Source organism: Gilliamella sp. B2717 (genome assembly GCF_026536675.1).
Taxonomy (GTDB): domain Bacteria; phylum Pseudomonadota; class Gammaproteobacteria; order Enterobacterales; family Orbaceae; genus Gilliamella; species Gilliamella apicola_I.
Genome location: NZ_JAFNNQ010000025.1, coordinates 18540 through 36235, shown reverse-complemented (window position 1 = coordinate 36235; position 17696 = coordinate 18540). Strand labels below are relative to the sequence as shown.

Sequence of the window (17696 nt, the reverse complement as noted above, 5' to 3'; positions counted from 1 at the left end):
ACCGTTAGTAGAACCAAGAGAATTAAGATATAGCGCATCTTATTCTCTCCTTATTTGCCCCCGTCTGCGGTCGGGGGTTTACCGTATCAGCACCCTGCTGACGTTTATAATTATAGATGCACCTACCTATAAAATCAACTCTTTTTTCAAAAAATCCAATTGNNNNTTTATTAATCATCAAAAATCAAAATTTAAACACCAAATCGATCGCGTGACCAAAACGGCGCCCCTTACGGAGCCCTCATTTAGCCCACCATAGAAAAAGTACAAAATGGATTATATACGATTAGAAAAAAATTCACCGCCATTTTACCGCCACTGACTATTATTTAATTATTTTTCGGAGATAAAATTATGTGGTAACTAGTTGATTTTATTGGTGCCAGTGGTCGGACTCGAACCGACACGCTTTTAAGGGCGGCGGATTTTGAATCCGCTGCGTCTACCAATTTCGCCACACTGGCATTAGAAGTGTAAATAAGTAAACGTTGGCAATTATACTAAGCTTTGCAATAACTGCAACTGATATTATGATAATGTGCTTTGAATGCCTAAAAAATCAACTACCAACGACGCTTCCACGCCGGCAATTTTTTCAAAATAGTATAAGCAGTTTGTTTTGCTATCGAATAGTCAATATTATGGTTATTGGCATACCGTAAAGTCACTTCATGCCATTTTTGGTCAAAGGTTTTCATGGTACCATCCTGATTGGCACAATATTTACAATAACTTTTAGATAGATCATGCAAAGGATAATCAGCAATTGAAGTCATTGGCATGCCACATGCAATACACATTTTCATTTTTAAAATCTCGATTAAATTAACTATTGTGATTAAATCTTACCTAACCTAATGCCTAAAAATCCTACTCTGACTAAGTCAAGATTACAAGATATTGTATGATAAAGCGCATAAAATTATTCTATTAAATCAAGCTCAACTTGTGATGAGCGTTGTTTAGACTGAGATTTTTGCTGAAGCATGGCTAAATAACGACGCTTATAAGCACGTTGTAGACACAAACGTAATACTTCCTTTTTTTGTTTATCAGTATAGCTTAACCAGCTGAAACCTTCTTCTCTTGAACGATAACAGCCTATACAATACCCTTGTTTATCGGTTTCACAAACACGCTTACATGGACTGGGTATATCAAAAAATTCAATCTGATCCAATACGTTATATTTCCTGTAAACAAATAATATATGTTAGTTAATGCCCTTTTAAACCAAATCCTTTGCACAGAATTTTAAAGCAGTCATCACAATCATGTGTTGATGCATTGAGTAATGTTTGGGTTGGTGCATGAATCAGTTTGTTGGTTAGCCGACGTGAAAATTCAGCAAATACATCTTCAATATTCTCACCTTGTCGAAATGCATTTAAAGCTTTTTCTTCTTGTTCACGTTGTATACTTTCAGCATTTTGACGATACTGTTTTACATAATCAATCACAGAACGCGTTTTTAACCAATCTAAAAAATGTTCGGCTTGCTCTCGAATAATGTGTTGTGCTTCTTGAGCTGCTACCATTCGTTGTTGTAGATTGTTTTCAACTGTTTTTTGCAAATCATCGACCGAATAAAGATGTACATGGTCAAGTTTACTGATCTCTTCTTCTACATCTCGAGGAACCGCTAAATCAATAAACAGCATTTGACGGTTATTTCTTGCCAATAAACTTCGCTCTACCATTCCTTTACCAATAATAGGTAGCGGACTCGCTGTTGAACTTATGACAATATCTACATCTTTAAGACGATTTGCAATATCAGGTAAAGAGATAATTTCGGCATCGATAAGTGCGGTTAGTTTAAGGGCTTTTTCTCGAGTTCGATTAGCTACAATGACATGATTGAATCGATGAGGTTTTAAATAACGAGCAATAAGTTCAATTGTGTCACCCGCCCCAACTAACATCACATTTAAATTTTGCGTTGTTTTAAATAGATTTCGGGCTATAAGACAGGCGGCATAAGCAACGGAAGCCGTATTTGAGCCTATTTTCGTTTCTGTTCGTACTATTTTCGCTACACGAAATACCGTTTGAAATAGCTTTTCTAATTTAAGTGACAAGCTATTATTTTGCTGGGCATAACAATAAGCTTGTTTAACTTGACCTAATATTTGGGGTTCTCCAAGCACCATTGAATCAATACCACATGCAACAGACATTAAGTGTTCAACTGCCTGCTGTCCTTGTTTCCAATAAAGCATGTCGTGATAATGTTGAATGTCAATATGATGAAACTGCCCTAGCCAGCTTTCTACAGATTGTTTTAAGCTTAAATAGTCAATTTGGTGCTCAAAGCTAAGATAAATTTCTGTGCGATTACAGGTTGATAAGATCACACATCCTTCAACTAAAGGGTGTTGATATAAGCTGTATAATGCTTTATCAATAATTTCATTGGGAAAAGCGAGTTTTTCTCTCAGCGACACGGGTGCCGTTTTATGATTGACACCTAATATAGTGATTGACATTGCAATTTTCTTATATAATTGTTTGTAAGATATGACGATTTATAGCACCTTTATAACAGGTTATTATACATGAAAATTTGAAAACGTTAATTTCTCATTACCTTTTTTATTCTTTTAATAATCAGTTATAATGTTTTACATATTATTGATTAACATTGAAGAGGCAATTATGTTTAAATTTAAATACGCTTTGATCTTACTGCCTTTGTTACTTACAGCCTGTCAAGTTACCAAACATAAAGACACAGCAACCATTGAAGAACAATGGCAACTTCACCAACAAGATCTTAAGCAAATAAATGCTTTTCAAGTTAATGGAAGTATTGCTCATTTTAGTGAAAACTCTCGAAGTTATGGACGTTTTTTTATTGTTCAAAAATCGATAGATCGTTATGAAATCAAACTTACTACACCTGTTGGAACCAACATTTTAACACTAATTGCAGAACCGGATTATGCAGAAGTGATCGACAAAAATGGCAAGCATTATACTGATTATAATGTTGAAAGTTTGATGAATAAAATCGCTAGGATCGATGTGCCTTTAAATTCATTAAATAATTGGCTTAAGGGATTTTCTAACGACAGTATCAACGATAAAATCGATAATTCGGGGCGTTTAGCATCAACCGAATTTTTGCAACAAGACAAAAAGTGGCTATTAAAAATATCGAATTACATGACGAAAACTTTTAATAATAAATCGGTAGATTTACCCGCAATGATTGAACTTAATCATGATAATGAACGAGTACGCTTAAAAATTGATAATTGGATTTTACGGTAATAAGGATTTTTCATGTATCAATGGCTTTCACCCGCTAAATTAAATTTATTTTTATATATTACTGGGCGTCGTCCTGATAATTATCATAATTTACAAACACTATTTCAATTTATCGATATGAGTGACAGATTATCTTTCAATCGTCGTGAAGATGATAAAATTAATCTAGTCACTCAATTTAGTGATATCCCTTCAGATAAAAATTTAATTACTCTCGCAGCCCAACGATTAAAATCTTATACTGGTCGACATGAGTTAGGGATTGATATTGCGATTGATAAAATAATTCCTATGGGTGGTGGGCTGGGTGGCGCATCATCGAATGCCGCAACGACGTTAGTTGCACTTAATCAATTATGGAATCTTAATTTATCACGCCATACATTGATCGAGATTGGTCGTAATATCGGTGCCGATGTACCAATTTTTATCTATGGTCACACAGCATTAGCACAAGGAATTGGCGATCAGTTGCAATCGGTTGAATTTCCGGAATATTGGTATTTGGTCACCTACCCTAATATTGCAATCTCAACAGTCAAGGTGTTTAACGATCCTGATCTTAAGCGAGGTACACCTGTTCGAAGCGTTAATGAATTGCTATCCTTAGATCAATTTAGTAACGATTGTGAAGTGGTGGTGCGCAAGCGTTATCCAAAAGTAAACGCAATCATTACTCATCTTTCGCAATTTGCTCCAACACGATTAACTGGCACGGGCGCTTGTGTTTTTACGCAATGTCAATCAAAGGCAGAAGCCGAAAAGCTACAAGATACGTTGATAGACTTTGATGTAAAAAGTTTTGTGACTAAATCGTTAAACAATTCTCCGCTTTATAGCAATTAAATCAAGATATTCATTCACGGTTATTAACCCTTAACGAAATGGTTAAGGGATTTAATATTATTGTTCTGAATCATTTAATCCACAGAATCACTAGGAATCACATATAAGCGTCGATTATAATATTCAACACAGTACAAACCTTGATAAGTTTTATACCCCTGCCGAGATAATCTCGATTTTAACCATGCTTCACTTTTACCCAAATCCTCTAAAACATCATTTCTTGGTTTTTCATTTTCTAAGACAATAGCTGAAATATCTTTATCCCCTTTTTTAACGACCGTTAATTGTCCATTAGGCTCCAAAATCGCTTTTTCAACAGAATTGATATTAAAGACATTTTTCATCCGCAATAGTACGGCAAAGCTTGATATATCCAGATTTACTGATGTGAAAGCATCCAACTTTATTTTGCCTTTATCCATTAATACGATCGGATTACCAACAATAAAGGCTTTGGCATTTTGGCTATTTTTTTTCAGATAATTCGAGGTGTACATTATTGCCGTCCACATGAGTAATACAATTAAAAAATCATAAACGGTTAATTTAGGGTTATAGATGATACCGCCGGCAATACCACCCAAAATCATGTTACCAATAAAATCGATACTCGACATTTGAGACAATGATGTTTTTCCGGTAATTTTTAAAAACAAAATAATGCAAATAAAGACCACCAATAATTTTAAGGCAATGACTAAAAAATCATAGTAATTCATTTTAGTATTACTCCAATAATCTATTGAACGATATGCATAAAATAGTAATCTTTAAAAGGACTGGAATCGTATTAAATATTTAAAGTTAGAAAAGAGAGTATTAATTATTTAACGTTAGAAATGAATCATTAAGTATAGTTAAGGCATTGTATCACAAACTTTTCAGATAAAACTGCGCTTTTTACCATTACATTATCAATTTAACAGTTTAATGTATTATTGCGATGATAACGCAACGCAGCGAATAAAGTTTTCACCATATAGGTTTAAATCGATGACAATATTCCGCTCATTGTTTTATAACAATTAAGGATGAAATACACCATCACGAATATAACTTTAGTAATCAATAATATTAACGCATTGATTTAAAAATGCGTATTTTGACTAACATTTTAAATAATCACATTTTTTACCTATTTGATTAATGATTTAATATAAACGATTTGGTCTATGTAGAGCTTGCCAGAAAAAAGCAAATTCATCTTTTCATTCAGATAATGTTTTATAAATCGAACAGGTATAACTTTACTAACTATTACCGTTTATGAGACAATCTATGTTGTATTATCCTATTTTTAACCAAGTAATAGCATTGTTTATAATTTTTTACAATTATCAATTGAAGTTATTTTCTAACTTAATATAGGAAAAATAAAAATGAGACAAAATCAAACTGATCTGGCTGCTCTATTTTTACGTATTGCTTTAGGTGTGATGTTTTTGGTTCATGGTTTCACTAAGTTACTCGTCTTTACACCATCTGGTACAGCACAATATTTTGAATCGCTTGGATTTCCCGATTTTGTTGGTTATATCGCCATTGTCTTTGAAATTGGTGGCGGTGCATTACTGTTAGTTGGTATATTAACTCGTGTCATTGCTATTTTAGCCATTATTGAATTACTCATTATCACCGTTATCCATTTTAATAATGGATGGACATTCAGCAATACCGGTGGTGGTTGGGAATACCCTGCTTTTATGGTCATTACCGCTTTTAGTCTTGCACTATTAGGCAATGGTCGTTATAGCGTTTTAGGTCAAAAATATTCTGAACTTATTGAATAGTCGTTTGAATAAATTGTTTTTATTGATGCAATAATTGATTAGGAAGATATCATAAACATAAACGATATCTTCCTGAAATATAATCAATAAAATAAACTTATTTCGTTGGCAGTATTAAATAATAGAGAGTCTTTCCAGCGCCTTTGACATTCAATCAAATCATTCTGTTTTTTCAAAATTTAATCTATCTTTTTTTGTATGAACTCATGACAATTGATAACGTTTGCAAATCCTGCCAATGCTGACATAAAGCTATAATGGACTTTTTTAGCGGGGATGATTTCATCATTAAATTCAAGATCACGGTTTGTACATGCATCATGAATTAATATCGGTTGATAACCAAGTTCATTGGCACATCGAGTAGTTGAATCCACACACATATGGCTCATCATGCCACAAATGACCAGTTGTTTGACTGAGTATTGTTGTAATTTTTGGTGTAAATCAGTAGTTGAAAAAATTATCACCCCATAATCACGCTGAAAAATATACTCTATAAATTTCGAAAAATTAAGATGATATCGCTTTGTGATAGAAACAATTTATACGTTGTTGAAACAGAATTTAAATTTACAAAAATTTAATAAAAAAACAAAAAAACAGTTGCGAGCAGACTTTTTATGTTATATTTTGTTCAGAAATTAGATTAATAAATCAACTTAATGGTTTTTATTTTATGAATTGTTTTTGCGCTTTTATTACTAAACATCATCATCACCATCATTCCTGAATAGTCTTCGGGCGATTGGTGCTGGAAGACATTTGGTCTTCCGGTGATATCGCGAAAGCAAATAGAAAACCCTCGGAAGATCAAACTTCCGAGGGTTTTTTGTTTGTGGTTTATAAATTTTTTGGATAAGTTGGAGAATAATATGTTGGATAATTCGCGTTTACGCATTGCGATGCAAAAATCTGGTCGTTTAAGTGATGAATCAAAAAAATTGCTGGCACAGTGTGGCATTAAAATTAATCTTCAAGAACAACGCTTAATCGCATTTGCTGAAAATATGCCAATCGATATTTTACGTGTTCGTGACGACGATATTCCCGGTCTGGTTATCGACGGTGTGGTCGATATTGGTATCGTGGGTGAAAATGTTTTAGAAGAAGAAGTACTTGATAGACAAGCGGAAGGGCAAAATCCTCAGTACAAAAAATTACGTCGTTTAGATTTTGGCGGTTGTCGGTTATCCATTGCTGCCCCTCGCGATTTCGATTATACCGGCCCTGAATGTTTAAATAATTTGCGTATTGCCACCACTTATCCTCACCTACTTCGTCGTTATCTTGCTGAATACAATGTGACATTTAAAACTTGTTTGTTAAACGGATCGGTGGAAGTTGCCCCTCGAGCAGGATTAGCTGATGTTATTTGTGATTTAGTTTCAAGTGGCGCCACCCTTGAGGCGAATGGTTTACAAGAAATCGAAATTATCTATCAATCCAAAGCATGTTTAATTCAACGACAAGGCGAAATGCCACCAATTAAGCAAGCGCTGATTGATAAAGTCATGACACGTATTCAAGGGGTAATACAAGCTCGCGAATCCAAATATATCATGTTGCATGCCCCAACACAGGTATTAGATCAAGTGGTTGCCTTGTTACCGGGTGCTGAAAATCCAACAATATTACCGCTAACTGGCGAACAAAATCGAGTCGCGTTACATATGGTTAGTAGTGAATCGCTATTTTGGGAAACCATGGAAAAACTAAAAGCATTAGGTGCAAGCTCAATTCTTGTATTACCAATTGAAAAGATGATGGAGTAAAGTATGAAACTCTCTTATTGGCAACAATGTTCAGAACAAGAACAAACCGCTTTATTGACTCGTCCAGCTATGACTGCATCAGACTCAATTAGTCAATCTGTTGCAGATATTTTAAATCAAGTTAAGCAATATGGTGACGAAGCGTTAAAAGCCTTAAGTAACAAGTTTGATAAAGTTCAAATTAATCAGATTAAATTAAGCAACAGTGAAATTAAAATGGCAATCGATCGGGTTAATCCTGATTTAAAACAAGCTATGCAATTAGCCGTTAGCAATATTAAAAAATTTCATCAAGCGCAGGTTAAACAGACAGTAACTGTTGAAACAATGCCCGGCATTACATGTCAACTTGTAACCCGACCAATCAATTCAGTTGGGCTCTATATTCCAGGGGGATCTGCACCGTTGTTATCTACCGTATTGATGCTTGCCATACCTGCTAATATTGCAGGTTGTCGCAAAGTGATACTGTGTTCACCCCCACCAATAGCGGATGAGATCTTATTTGCCGCTGAGCTGTGTGGCGTTACCGAAATTTATCAACTAGGTGGTGCCCAAGCTATTGCTGCCATGGCATTTGGTACAGTGTCTGTGCCTAAAGTAGACAAAATTTTTGGCCCCGGTAATGCTTATGTAACAGAAGCAAAACGTCAGGTTAGCCAACGCCTTGATGGTGCTGCAATTGATATGCCTGCGGGGCCATCCGAAGTGCTCGTTATTGCAGATAGTTCAGCTAATCCTGCATTTATTGCTGCTGATTTGTTATCACAAGCTGAACATGGCCCCGATTCACAAGTTGTACTCCTTACTCCCGATGAAAAAATGGCTCAAGCAGTATCATTAGAAGTCGATAAGCAGCTTGCACAATTATCACGTCAAGCTATTGCCGAGAAAGCGTTACAAGAAAGTCGACTTATTGTCACTCAAGATTTAGAACAATGCGTTGCAATCAGTAACCGTTATGGGCCAGAACATTTAATCATTCAAACCCAAAATGCCGATGAACTTGTCGAGCAGATAACCAGTGCTGGCTCTATTTTTCTTGGTGACTGGTCGCCTGAATCAGCTGGCGATTATGCGTCGGGTACTAACCATGTATTACCGACTTATGGTTACACTGCTACCTACTCCAGTTTAGGATTAGCAGACTTTCAAAAACGGATGACAGTTCAAAAGTTAACACCTGATGGGTTAAAAGCCATTGGTAACGCAGTAGAACTAATGGCGCAAGCAGAGCAACTCACAGCACACAAACAAGCAGTTACATTGCGTTTAGCAGTATTAAATCAAACGAATCAAAGGTAGGTATAGCAAATGGATATTAATCAATTAGTGAGAAAAAATGTACAAAAATTGACACCCTACCAATCCGCTAGACGTATTGGCGGTCAAGGTGATGTTTGGCTTAATGCAAATGAATACCCTGTTGCGCCACATTTTGAGTTAACACAGCAAACATTAAATCGTTATCCGGAACCGCAACCACAGCAAGTAATTAGGGGCTATGCACAATATGCCGGTGTACAACCCGATCAATTACTTGTCAGTCGAGGAGCAGATGAAGCAATTGAACTTTTGATGCGAGCATTTTGCGAGCCTGAACAAGATAGTATTTTATATTGTCCGCCGACATATGGTATGTACCAAGTTAGTGCTAAAACATTGGGTATAAAAACTAAGATCGTTCCGACAACAAAAGATTGGCAACTCGATCTTAACGGTATTGAACAAAATCTTGAGAATGTTAAGTTAATTTATGTCTGTTCACCAAATAATCCAACCGGTAATTTAATTAATGCCCAAGATATTAAAACCCTGCTTAATATGGCCCAAGACCGTGCTTTAGTTGTTATTGATGAAGCTTATATTGAATTTTCACCACAATCATCGGTAGTTAGTTGGCTAACTAATTATCCACACTTAGTGATTTTACGGACTTTATCTAAAGCATTTGCATTAGCAGGGTTACGCTGTGGATTTACGATTGCGAACAAACCCGTCATTGATACTCTTCAAAAAGTCATTGCCCCTTATCCATTAGCCACACCTGTAGCAGATATTGCCGCACAAGCACTGAGTAAAGACGGTATCAATACGATGAAGTTAAATGTTCAATACCTTAATGACCAAAAACAAAAATTTGCCGATCAACTCACCCAATTATCCCTGGTTGAAAAAGTTTACCCAAGCTGGTCTAACTATTTGTGTGTTAAATTTCAAGATGATAAAGATGTCTTTAATAACCTTTGGAATCAAGGAATTATTTTACGCGATCAAAGTAAATCAATGGGTCAAAAAAACATTATACGCATCTCCATTGGTACTCAAATTGAATGTGATGCGGTTATAACATCACTTAAAACGATAGAATAGGAGTCATCATGTTACAAAAATATTTATTTATCGATCGGGATGGTACCTTAATTACTGAACCGCCTATTGATTTCCAAGTTGATCGTTTTGAAAAGCTTGCTTTTGAGCCTAATGTCATACCAGCGTTACTCAAACTACAAGCCGCAGGCTTTAAATTGGTCATGGTGACCAATCAAGATGGACTAGGAACCAGTCGCTACCCACAAGCTGATTTTGATGGTCCACATAATCTAATGATGCAAATCTTTCAATCACAAGGCGTGAACTTTGAAGAAGTACTTATCTGTCCGCATTTTCCTGAAGATAATTGCCAATGTCGAAAACCCAAAATTCAATTAGTGCTACCTTATTTGTCTAGCGGTAAATTAGACAAAACCAATAGCTATGTGATAGGTGACAGGGTCACAGATATGCAACTCGCTGAAAATATGGGAATTAATGGACTGCATTATCACCCGACACAATTAAATTGGAGCGAGATTGCGCAACGATTAACAACAGCCGATCGTTATGCAAAAGTTGAACGACACACAAAAGAAACTAACATACTGGTTGAAGTTTGGTTAGACCGACAGGGTGGAAGCCAAATCAATACTGGCATTGGTTTTTTTGATCACATGCTAGACCAAATTGCGACCCATGGAGGAATTAAGCTTAATATCCAAGTGAAAGGTGATTTGCATGTTGATGATCATCATACTATTGAAGACACAGGACTTGCTTTAGGCGAAGCGTTGAAAATTGCCCTTGGCGATAAACGAGGTATTGCTCGCTATGCGTCGGTAATTCCTATGGATGAATGTTTAGCGAAATGTTCAATGGATATATCTGGTCGTCCTTATTTGAAATTCAATGCGCAATTTTCTCATCAAAAAGTGGGCGATATGAGTACACAAATGGTTGAACACTTTTTTTACTCCATAAGTTATGCCATGGGTATTACCCTACATATCGAAACCGAAGGCGATAACGATCATCATAAAGTGGAAAGTCTATTTAAAGCTTTTGCCCGAACGTTAAAACAAGCAATCAAAATCGAAAGTGACAGATTACCCAGTTCAAAAGGAGTGTTGTAATGAACATTGTGATTTTAGATACGGGTTGCGCTAATCTTTCTTCGGTTAAATATGCGATTGAAAGATTAGGATACCAACCTATTATCAGTCTGGAACCTGATATCGTGCTTAACTCTGATAAGCTTTTGTTACCGGGTGTTGGTTCAGCTTCAGCTGCAATGCAGAAATTAAAAGAACGCAACTTAGTCGAGCTTATTAAAGTGTGTACCCAACCTGTTTTAGGCATTTGCCTTGGCATGCAATTATTGGCTCAATATAGTAATGAAGGTCATGTTGACACATTGGGAATAATAAACGAAAAAGTGATTAAAATCCCCGATTGTGGACTACCACTACCTCATATGGGGTGGAATAAAGTCTACCCAAAAGCCGGACATCATCTATTTCGAGATATTCCAGATGGTGCTTATTTTTACTTTGTTCATGGATACGCGATGCCATTATGCTCAGCAACTATTGCAGAAACCAATTACGGCGAAAACTTTACCGCTGCCGTGCAAAAAGACAACTTTTACGGTGTTCAATTTCATCCCGAGCGTTCTGGCTTAGCCGGTGCAAAATTGCTCAAAAACTTTCTGGAGATGTAGTCATGAATGCCTATCCTACTATCATACCTGCACTGGATTTAATCGATGGCGCCGTTGTTCGATTACATCAAGGTGATTATGATCTCAAACGTGATTATGGCAATAACCCACTACTGAGATTACAAGATTATCAAAACCAAGGAGCCAAACTATTACATCTTGTTGATTTAACCGGCGCAAGAGATCCCAACGCTCGCCAAATATCCTTGATTAAAACCTTAATTGCTGGTGTAAAAGTTCCCGTTCAAGTTGGTGGAGGTATTCGTACAGAAGACGATATTAAAGCCCTACTTACCGCAGGCGCCACTCGAGTAGTCATCGGTTCAACAGCCATTAAACAACCTCAACTCGTTAAGCAATGGTTTAACACTTATGGTGCAGATGCATTAGTGTTAGCGCTCGATGTACGAATTGATGAGCAAGGTAACAAATATGTCGCTATTCATGGTTGGCAAGAGAATTCGAACCAAACACTTGAGCAGGTGATTGACGATTATCTACCTTATGGTTTGAAACATGTGCTTTGTACCGATATATCTAAAGATGGGACACTTAGTGGTTCCAATGTCAAACTTTATCAAGAAATAAGTCAACAATTTCCACAAATCGCGTTTCAAGCATCGGGGGGAATCGGACAATTAACAGATGTACAAGCACTACAAGAAAGTGGTGTTGCCGGTGTAATTGTCGGTCGTGCATTGCTTGAAGGTAAATTTACAGTTCAGGAGGCAATTTCATGCTGGCAAAAAGGATAATCCCTTGTTTAGATGTTCGTGACGGTCAAGTGGTCAAAGGGGTACAGTTTCGCAATCATGAGATCATCGGCGATATTGTACCACTAGCAAAAAGATATGCTGAAGAAGGTGCTGACGAGCTGGTTTTTTATGACATAACAGCATCTTCTGACGGGCGTGTGGTCGATAAAAGTTGGGTTGCCAAAGTTGCAGAAGTGATTGATATTCCTTTTTGTGTGGCTGGCGGTATTAAAACCGTCGAAGATGCTGGGCAAATATTAACCTTTGGTGCGGATAAAATATCGATTAACTCCCCTGCTTTAGCTAACCCCGATTTAATTACGGAGTTAGCCAATTGTTATGGTGTGCAGTGTATTGTAGTTGGGATTGATACTTGGTACGACCAAGAAACTGACAACTACCATGTCTATCAATTTACGGGCGATGAAAAACGTACCGTTGCAACCAAATGGAATACCCTAGATTGGGTTAAGGAAGTGCAGAAACGAGGCGCCGGTGAAATCGTACTCAATATGATGAATCAAGATGGCGTTCGTCATGGGTATGATCTTAAACAACTAAAAACGATACGCAAAGTTTGCCATGTTCCATTAATTGCTTCAGGTGGTGCAGGCACAATGGCGCACTTTTTAGATGCTTTTCAAGATGCTGGTGTGGATGGTGCTTTGGCCGCGTCAGTATTTCATAAACAAATTATTAATATTGCAGAACTTAAACAGTATTTAGCTAACCACGGAGTAGAGATTCGATTATGTTAGTTTCCAATTCAGACAACCAATTAGACGCGAGTCAGCTTGATTGGCAAAAAGTGAATAACTTAATGCCTGTTATTATTCAACACTATGTTTCAGGTGATGTGTTAATGCTTGGCTACATGACGCCAGAAGCCCTTAAACAAACCCAAACTACAGGTAAAGTAACCTTCTACTCACGAACTAAAAATCGACTATGGACGAAAGGCGAAACCTCAGGACATTTTTTAAATGTAAAAAGCATTTCAACCGATTGTGATAATGATACCCTACTGATTTTAGTGGATCCAATTGGTGCTACGTGTCATACCGGTAGCAACAGTTGCTTTGCTAAGGCTAAAACGGAATGGGGGTTTTTATATCAATTAGAACAGTTGCTTGCTGCACGTAAAAATGCCGATCCTCAGTCATCGTATACCGCAAAACTTTATCATGATGGCACCAAGCGTATAGCGCAAAAAGTGGGCGAAGAAGGCGTTGAAACCGCGCTGGCTGCCACCGTACATGACCGAGAAGAACTTAAAAATGAGTCAGCGGATCTGATCTATCATTTGTTAGTTTTATTACAAGATCAAAATCTGTCCCTTCAAGATGTTATCGGTATACTAAAAGCTAGACACAAATAAAACGATACAATAAAGTGCGAAAACCTCGCACTTTACTCAATATTTATTCGAAATAATTTACCGAATGTCAGTCATCAATGACCTAACAAATTGGCAATTTCACACCATTAAACATAGCTTGTACTTCAACATTGTTATCACAAAGAATCAGTCTATCAACCGTTTGTCTATTTAAATGGGGTGAAAATTGACTGATGAAATCGTACATATAGCTACGTAAAAAGAGTGACCGAGCAAAGGCAATATAAGTTGTACTATAAGGAAATATATGACCTGCATTAAGCACGACAAAATCGCTATCGATGTTTTCATTGACTGCCATTTTCGCTACAATGCCGACCCCAACACCCAATTTAACATAAGTTTTAATTAAATCCGCATCAGTTGTGCTAAATACAATATTGGGTAATTGTTTGGCATTAATAAACGCCTGATTTAAATCTGATCCATCATTAGAAAAATCATAGCTGACTAAAGGATATTTTGATAACTCTTCAATTGAAATCATATTACTTTTAGCCAAAGGATGATCCTTCATGACAATCACAGCTTGATTCCAATGGTAGCAAGGTAAAGCGATCATATCATCACTTAACTGCGAAAGATCGGTAATTATCGCAAAATCAGCTTGACCGGTTTGCGCTTGCAATAGACATTGTTGAGATGATCCTTGCTCCATGTGCAAAATAATATGAGGATACTGTTGCATAAACTTTTGGATGACAACTGGCAAGGTATAACGGGCTTGCGTATAGGTTGTTGTGATGGTTAAAGAACCTTGATTTGGCTGACTGAACTCTTTAGCAATGATTTTGATATCTTTCGATTTATTGAGGATTTCTTTAGCTAATGCAATGATTTTTTCGCCTACCGGTGTCACTTCTGAAAGATGTTTTCCTACACGGGTAAAAATTTGGACGCCTAATTCATCCTCTAATAATTTAATCTGTTTGCTTATACCAGGCTGCGATGTATAAAGTTTTTCGGAGGTTAGCGAAACATTGAGATCGTTGTTCACCACTTCGACAATATAACGTAATTGTTGCAATTTCATGACAAAGGCTCCTTTAACTCTATACACTTCCCTCTTGATTAATACGTATTAAAAAGAGGGAAATTATAAGGTAATTCCTTTCACACTTTAGCACAAACAAACACACGACTTTATACTAAAACGTATACTTAACCTGAATGATATTAACAATCATTCAGGCGTTCTTACCTATTTTTTACTATTGATCCATTTGCCGTCGACGTATTGCATTACCCAACCAGTTGATTTGCCATTTACTTCTGATGTGACATATTGCTGTTTGCTTTTACGACTAAAACGCACAATTGATGGGTTACCATCAGGATCTTTACTTGGTGCTTCAGTTAAATACATAAATTTTTCGGGTAAACGATCTTTAAAACGCTGTAACTCTTCAATCAATGGTGCACGTGTTTCCCTTGATTTTGGAAAATTGTGTGCAGCAAGGAAGATTCCCGATGCGCCATCACGTAGTACAAAGTGTGCATCTGACTTAGTACATTTAAGTTCAGGCAAATCGACCGGATCTTCTTTTGGCGGTGCAACATCACCATTTTTTAAGATCTTACGCGTATTTTTACAATCTGGATTGGTACATCCCATGTATAGACCAAAACGTCCTGATTTGAGATGCATTTCAGATCCACATTTTTCACATTCAATAATAGGGCCTTCATAGCTTTTGACTTTGAAGTTACCTTTTTCAACAAGCGATCCATCACAAATTGGATTATTACCACAAATATGCAGTTTTCGCTCATTATCAAGCAGATAACTATCCATTGCCGTGTGACATTTAGGACAACGCTTACGGGCTCTTAACGCATCAGTTTCGGCTGTTTCTGACTCTTCTAAAATATTTAGGGTTTCATGTTCAGGGATTAAGTTAATTGTTTGCTTACAACGCTCTTTAGGCGGTAATGCATAACCGGAACAAGCAAGGAACACCCCCGTTCCAGCCGTTTTAATGCCCATTTCACGTCCACAATTTGGACAGGTTATTTCTGGCGTTAAGACTAAAGGATTTAATTGCATTCCTCCTTTGTCTGGTGTTTGTTCAGCAATTTCCAAATGTTTACTAAAATCACTAAAAAACTGATCGAGTACTTCTCGCCATTCTTGTTTTTTATTGGCAATTTCATCCAGTGCATCTTCCATGCGTGCCGTGAAATCATAGCTCATAAGATCATTAAAATTCTCATTTAAGCGATCTGTAACAATTTCACCAATCTTTTCAGCATAAAAACGACGATTATCTAAACGTACATAGCCCCGATCTTGAATAGTTGAAATGATCGTTGCATAAGTTGATGGTCGTCCTATTTCACGCTTTTCAAGCTCTTTTACTAATGACGCTTCATTATAACGTGCAGGTGGTTTAGTAAAGTGTTGATTCGGATTTAAGCTAATTAAATCCAATTTATCATTAACATTAACCGCCGGTAAAATTTTATCGTCACTATTTTTTGATAATTGAGGTTGCACTTTTGTCCAACCATCAAAGCGTAATGTACGTCCCTTCGCTTTTAAAATAAAATCTCCCGCTTTTACGGTGATTGTGGTGGAATTGTATTCGGCAGCGGTCATTTGACAAGCAACAAACTGTCGCCAAATAAGTTGATAGAGTTTGCACGCATCAGCGTCAACATCGCTAAGCTTATCAGCCAGTATTGTTACATCTGATGGACGAATGGCTTCATGCGCCTCTTGCGAATTCTTTTTACTGCTGTAAACATTAGCAGATTTTGGCAGGTATTTATCCCCAAAATTCTGACCAATATAATCACGCACCATAGTCAATGCATCTTGACTTAAATTGGTTGAATCCGTACGCATATAGGTGATGTAACCTGCTTCATAAAGACGCTGAGCTAACATCATCGTCTTTTTAACACCAAACCCTAAACGGGTACTTGCTGCTTGTTGCAAAGTGGAAGTAATAAAAGGTGCTGTCGGATTGCTTTTGGTTGGTTTTTCTTCAATATTGGTAACATGGTACTGGCTTTTATTAAGTTCAGCCAATGCAATATCGATCGCTACTTTATCTTTTGGCTCAAATGCTTCATTTTTATAATGTGTCACTTGTAACGTTAATTGCGCTTTATTCTGCGTCATTAAATCAGCATACAGATCCCAATACTCTTCGGGAATAAAGGCATGAATTTCACGCTCACGTTCAACGACAAGTCTAACAGCAACCGATTGGACACGCCCCGCAGATAAACCTCGAGCCACTTTTTTCCAAAGTAATGGCGAAAGCATAAAGCCCACAACCCGATCCATAAAGCGACGAGCCTGCTGAGCATTTACCCGATCCATATCTAACATAGATGGTTTATTAAATGCATTTTTAATGGCTGTTTTCGTAATTTCGTTAAATACTACACGACGGTACTTATTGTCATCGCCACCAATCACATCTTTTAAATGCCAGGCGATAGCTTCCCCTTCTCTATCCAAGTCGGTTGCGAGGTAAATCATATCGGCATCTTTAGCCAATTTTTTAAGTTCTGATACAACACGTTCCTTACCGGGTAGAATCTCATAATGTGCTTTCCAACCATGATAAGGATCTACGCTCATGCGACTGACTAACGCTTCTTTTTCTGAGCGTTTTACTTTCTTCTCGGCTTTATCTTTAGTCGTTTTCTCAGCGCGTTGGCTACTACCACTAACGGGTAAATCTCGAATATGCCCCACACTTGATTTTACAACATACTCTTTGCCAAGATATTTATTAATTGTTTTTGCTTTAGCTGGTGATTCCACAATAACAAGGGATTTTCCCATAATTAAACCTATTT

Annotated in this window: 18 protein-coding genes, 1 tRNA gene and 1 other annotated feature; of the genes, 11 read left to right on the top strand and 8 right to left on the bottom strand. The window is 36.9% G+C overall.

The features are described from left to right. Positions 1 to 377: 377 nt before the first annotated feature. The 4 genes from J3U35_RS05025 to hemA form a co-directional block, all read right to left on the bottom strand. Positions 378 to 464: transfer RNA gene (locus J3U35_RS05025), tRNA-Leu, on the bottom strand. 99 nt (positions 465 to 563) lie between these two features. Further along, on the bottom strand, positions 564 to 806 hold the full coding sequence (locus J3U35_RS05020; RefSeq protein ID WP_267359936.1) for a zinc ribbon domain-containing protein: 243 nt from the start codon (positions 804 to 806) through the stop codon (positions 564 to 566). Positions 807 to 922: 116 nt separating this feature from the next. Next, the gene (locus J3U35_RS05015; RefSeq protein WP_267359934.1) at positions 923 to 1180 is read right to left on the bottom strand and encodes a DUF1289 domain-containing protein; all 258 of its coding nucleotides are present in this window, start codon (positions 1178 to 1180) and stop codon (positions 923 to 925) included. Positions 1181 to 1217: 37 nt separating this feature from the next. Beyond that, positions 1218 to 2489: a glutamyl-tRNA reductase gene (gene hemA / locus J3U35_RS05010; RefSeq protein WP_267359932.1), complete on the bottom strand. Its 1272-nt coding sequence runs from the start codon at positions 2487 to 2489 to the stop codon at positions 1218 to 1220. Positions 2490 to 2658: 169 nt separating this feature from the next. On the opposite strand from hemA, the gene lolB reads away from it, so the two are divergent. After that, positions 2659 to 3276, top strand: coding sequence for a lipoprotein insertase outer membrane protein LolB (gene lolB, locus J3U35_RS05005; protein ID WP_267359930.1), 618 nt, complete (start codon positions 2659 to 2661; stop codon positions 3274 to 3276). Between the two features lie 12 nt (positions 3277 to 3288). After that, on the top strand, positions 3289 to 4122 hold the full coding sequence (gene ispE / locus J3U35_RS05000) for a 4-(cytidine 5'-diphospho)-2-C-methyl-D-erythritol kinase (RefSeq protein ID WP_267359928.1): 834 nt from the start codon (positions 3289 to 3291) through the stop codon (positions 4120 to 4122). A 74-nt stretch (positions 4123 to 4196) separates the two neighbouring features. Here the strand turns inward: ispE and J3U35_RS04995 are convergent, their stop codons facing one another. Further along, the gene (locus J3U35_RS04995; protein ID WP_220215102.1) at positions 4197 to 4844 is read right to left on the bottom strand and encodes a DUF421 domain-containing protein; all 648 of its coding nucleotides are present in this window, start codon (positions 4842 to 4844) and stop codon (positions 4197 to 4199) included. A 660-nt stretch (positions 4845 to 5504) separates the two neighbouring features. On the opposite strand from J3U35_RS04995, the gene J3U35_RS04990 reads away from it, so the two are divergent. Then, a complete protein-coding gene (locus J3U35_RS04990; protein WP_220215103.1) occupies positions 5505 to 5915 on the top strand; it encodes a DoxX family protein in 411 nt (136 codons plus the stop codon). A gap of 179 nt (positions 5916 to 6094) precedes the next feature. On the opposite strand, the gene J3U35_RS04985 is transcribed toward J3U35_RS04990, so the two are convergent. Further along, on the bottom strand, positions 6095 to 6385 hold the full coding sequence (locus J3U35_RS04985) for an isochorismatase family protein (protein ID WP_267359926.1): 291 nt from the start codon (positions 6383 to 6385) through the stop codon (positions 6095 to 6097). A gap of 241 nt (positions 6386 to 6626) precedes the next feature. Next, positions 6627 to 6752, top strand: a sequence feature (His leader region). Positions 6753 to 6790: 38 nt separating this feature from the next. Here J3U35_RS04985 and hisG point away from each other — a divergent pair. The 8 genes from hisG to hisIE are packed head-to-tail and all read left to right on the top strand — an operon-like array spanning position 6791 to position 13859. Continuing rightward, a complete protein-coding gene (hisG, locus tag J3U35_RS04980; RefSeq protein ID WP_220215105.1) occupies positions 6791 to 7690 on the top strand; it encodes an ATP phosphoribosyltransferase in 900 nt (299 codons plus the stop codon). A gap of 3 nt (positions 7691 to 7693) precedes the next feature. After that, positions 7694 to 8995 carry a histidinol dehydrogenase gene (gene hisD / locus J3U35_RS04975; protein WP_267359924.1) on the top strand — a complete coding sequence of 434 codons (1302 nt, stop codon included), beginning with the start codon at positions 7694 to 7696 and terminating at the stop codon, positions 8993 to 8995. Positions 8996 to 9004: 9 nt separating this feature from the next. Then, positions 9005 to 10063, top strand: a complete 1059-nt coding sequence (hisC, locus tag J3U35_RS04970; protein ID WP_267359922.1) for a histidinol-phosphate transaminase — start codon at positions 9005 to 9007, stop codon at positions 10061 to 10063. An 8-nt stretch (positions 10064 to 10071) separates the two neighbouring features. Continuing rightward, positions 10072 to 11139, top strand: a complete 1068-nt coding sequence (gene hisB, locus J3U35_RS04965; protein ID WP_267359920.1) for a bifunctional histidinol-phosphatase/imidazoleglycerol-phosphate dehydratase HisB — start codon at positions 10072 to 10074, stop codon at positions 11137 to 11139. Next, a complete protein-coding gene (hisH, locus tag J3U35_RS04960) occupies positions 11139 to 11726 on the top strand; it encodes an imidazole glycerol phosphate synthase subunit HisH (RefSeq protein ID WP_220215109.1) in 588 nt (195 codons plus the stop codon). Before hisB ends, hisH begins: the two co-directional genes overlap by 1 nt. 2 nt (positions 11727 to 11728) lie before the next feature. Next, positions 11729 to 12481, top strand: a complete 753-nt coding sequence (hisA, locus tag J3U35_RS04955; protein WP_267359917.1) for a 1-(5-phosphoribosyl)-5-[(5-phosphoribosylamino)methylideneamino]imidazole-4-carboxamide isomerase — start codon at positions 11729 to 11731, stop codon at positions 12479 to 12481. Then, complete coding sequence (gene hisF, locus J3U35_RS04950) at positions 12463 to 13239, top strand: imidazole glycerol phosphate synthase subunit HisF (protein ID WP_267359915.1); 777 nt, start codon at positions 12463 to 12465, stop codon at positions 13237 to 13239. The genes hisA and hisF overlap by 19 nt, the downstream gene beginning before the upstream one ends. Beyond that, positions 13233 to 13859 carry a bifunctional phosphoribosyl-AMP cyclohydrolase/phosphoribosyl-ATP diphosphatase HisIE gene (gene hisIE, locus J3U35_RS04945; protein ID WP_267350795.1) on the top strand — a complete coding sequence of 209 codons (627 nt, stop codon included), beginning with the start codon at positions 13233 to 13235 and terminating at the stop codon, positions 13857 to 13859. Before hisF ends, hisIE begins: the two co-directional genes overlap by 7 nt. 82 nt (positions 13860 to 13941) lie before the next feature. Here hisIE and cysB read toward each other — a convergent pair whose 3' ends face one another. After that, the gene (cysB, locus tag J3U35_RS04940) at positions 13942 to 14913 is read right to left on the bottom strand and encodes an HTH-type transcriptional regulator CysB (RefSeq protein WP_065558285.1); all 972 of its coding nucleotides are present in this window, start codon (positions 14911 to 14913) and stop codon (positions 13942 to 13944) included. Between the two features lie 168 nt (positions 14914 to 15081). After that, positions 15082 to 17682, bottom strand: coding sequence for a type I DNA topoisomerase (topA, locus tag J3U35_RS04935; protein ID WP_267359913.1), 2601 nt, complete (start codon positions 17680 to 17682; stop codon positions 15082 to 15084). Positions 17683 to 17696 lie beyond the last annotated feature (14 nt).

Bases quoted from the DNA above. Each gene is read 5' to 3' on its own strand.
- J3U35_RS05020 (WP_267359936.1), bottom strand. From the start codon at position 806: ATGAAAATGTGTATTGCATGTGGCATGCCAATGACTTCAATTGCTGAT.
- hemA (WP_267359932.1), bottom strand. From the start codon at position 2,489: ATGTCAATCACTATATTAGGTGTCAATCATAAAACGGCACCCGTGTCG.
- lolB (WP_267359930.1), top strand. From the start codon at position 2,659: ATGTTTAAATTTAAATACGCTTTGATCTTACTGCCTTTGTTACTTACA.
- ispE (WP_267359928.1), top strand. From the start codon at position 3,289: ATGTATCAATGGCTTTCACCCGCTAAATTAAATTTATTTTTATATATT.
- J3U35_RS04995 (WP_220215102.1), bottom strand. From the start codon at position 4,844: ATGAATTACTATGATTTTTTAGTCATTGCCTTAAAATTATTGGTGGTC.
- J3U35_RS04990 (WP_220215103.1), top strand. From the start codon at position 5,505: ATGAGACAAAATCAAACTGATCTGGCTGCTCTATTTTTACGTATTGCT.
- hisG (WP_220215105.1), top strand. From the start codon at position 6,791: ATGTTGGATAATTCGCGTTTACGCATTGCGATGCAAAAATCTGGTCGT.
- hisD (WP_267359924.1), top strand. From the start codon at position 7,694: ATGAAACTCTCTTATTGGCAACAATGTTCAGAACAAGAACAAACCGCT.
- hisC (WP_267359922.1), top strand. From the start codon at position 9,005: ATGGATATTAATCAATTAGTGAGAAAAAATGTACAAAAATTGACACCC.
- hisB (WP_267359920.1), top strand. From the start codon at position 10,072: ATGTTACAAAAATATTTATTTATCGATCGGGATGGTACCTTAATTACT.
- hisH (WP_220215109.1), top strand. From the start codon at position 11,139: ATGAACATTGTGATTTTAGATACGGGTTGCGCTAATCTTTCTTCGGTT.
- hisA (WP_267359917.1), top strand. From the start codon at position 11,729: ATGAATGCCTATCCTACTATCATACCTGCACTGGATTTAATCGATGGC.
- hisF (WP_267359915.1), top strand. From the start codon at position 12,463: ATGCTGGCAAAAAGGATAATCCCTTGTTTAGATGTTCGTGACGGTCAA.
- hisIE (WP_267350795.1), top strand. From the start codon at position 13,233: ATGTTAGTTTCCAATTCAGACAACCAATTAGACGCGAGTCAGCTTGAT.
- cysB (WP_065558285.1), bottom strand. From the start codon at position 14,913: ATGAAATTGCAACAATTACGTTATATTGTCGAAGTGGTGAACAACGAT.
- topA (WP_267359913.1), bottom strand. From the start codon at position 17,682: ATGGGAAAATCCCTTGTTATTGTGGAATCACCAGCTAAAGCAAAAACA.